Below are 574 nucleotides of genomic sequence, written 5' to 3'. Positions count from 1 at the left end.
CCTCGCGGCGGCGCTCGAGGTCGACCCCTGGAGCCACCAGGCCGCGGCGCTCGAGGCGCTGTCCGACGGCGAGAACGTCTGCGTCGCGACCTCGACGTCCTCCGGGAAGACCTACGTCTACGGATTGCACGTCGCGCGACGCGTTCGGGAGAACCCGGACGTGCGCGCGTTGCTCGTCTATCCGACGAAGGCGCTCAGCCGCGACCAGGAGCGGGAGCTCAACGATCTCTTCGATTCGCTCGGGTTGGACGTCACGGTCGGCGTCTACGACGGCGACACGAAACGCGAGGAGAAGGCCCGCATCCGCGAGGAGGCGAACGTCGTTATCACGAATTTTGCTGGACTGAACCAGTACCTCGAGGGCCACCACCGCTGGGCCGCGTTCCACGCGGAGTGCGAACTGATCGTGATCGACGAAGCGCACTCGTGGACGGGAATCAGCGGGATGCACGCCGCCTGGATCCTCCGGCGGACCCGGCGGCTGATCGACTGGTACGGCGGCGACCCGCAGTACGTGCTGACGACCGCGACGATCGGCAACCCGGCCGAACACGCCCGCGCGCTGACCGGGGAG

At 68.3% G+C, this 574-nt stretch carries 1 protein-coding gene; it reads left to right on the top strand.

Features of this window, described 5'->3' with window-relative positions:
- A partial coding sequence (locus PGX04_RS26355) for a DEAD/DEAH box helicase (protein WP_273741202.1) occupies positions 1-574 on the top strand: 574 nt, incomplete at both ends.

The organism is Natrinema soli, assembly GCF_028618695.1.
This window is presented reverse-complemented; position numbering and strand designations above follow the sequence as displayed.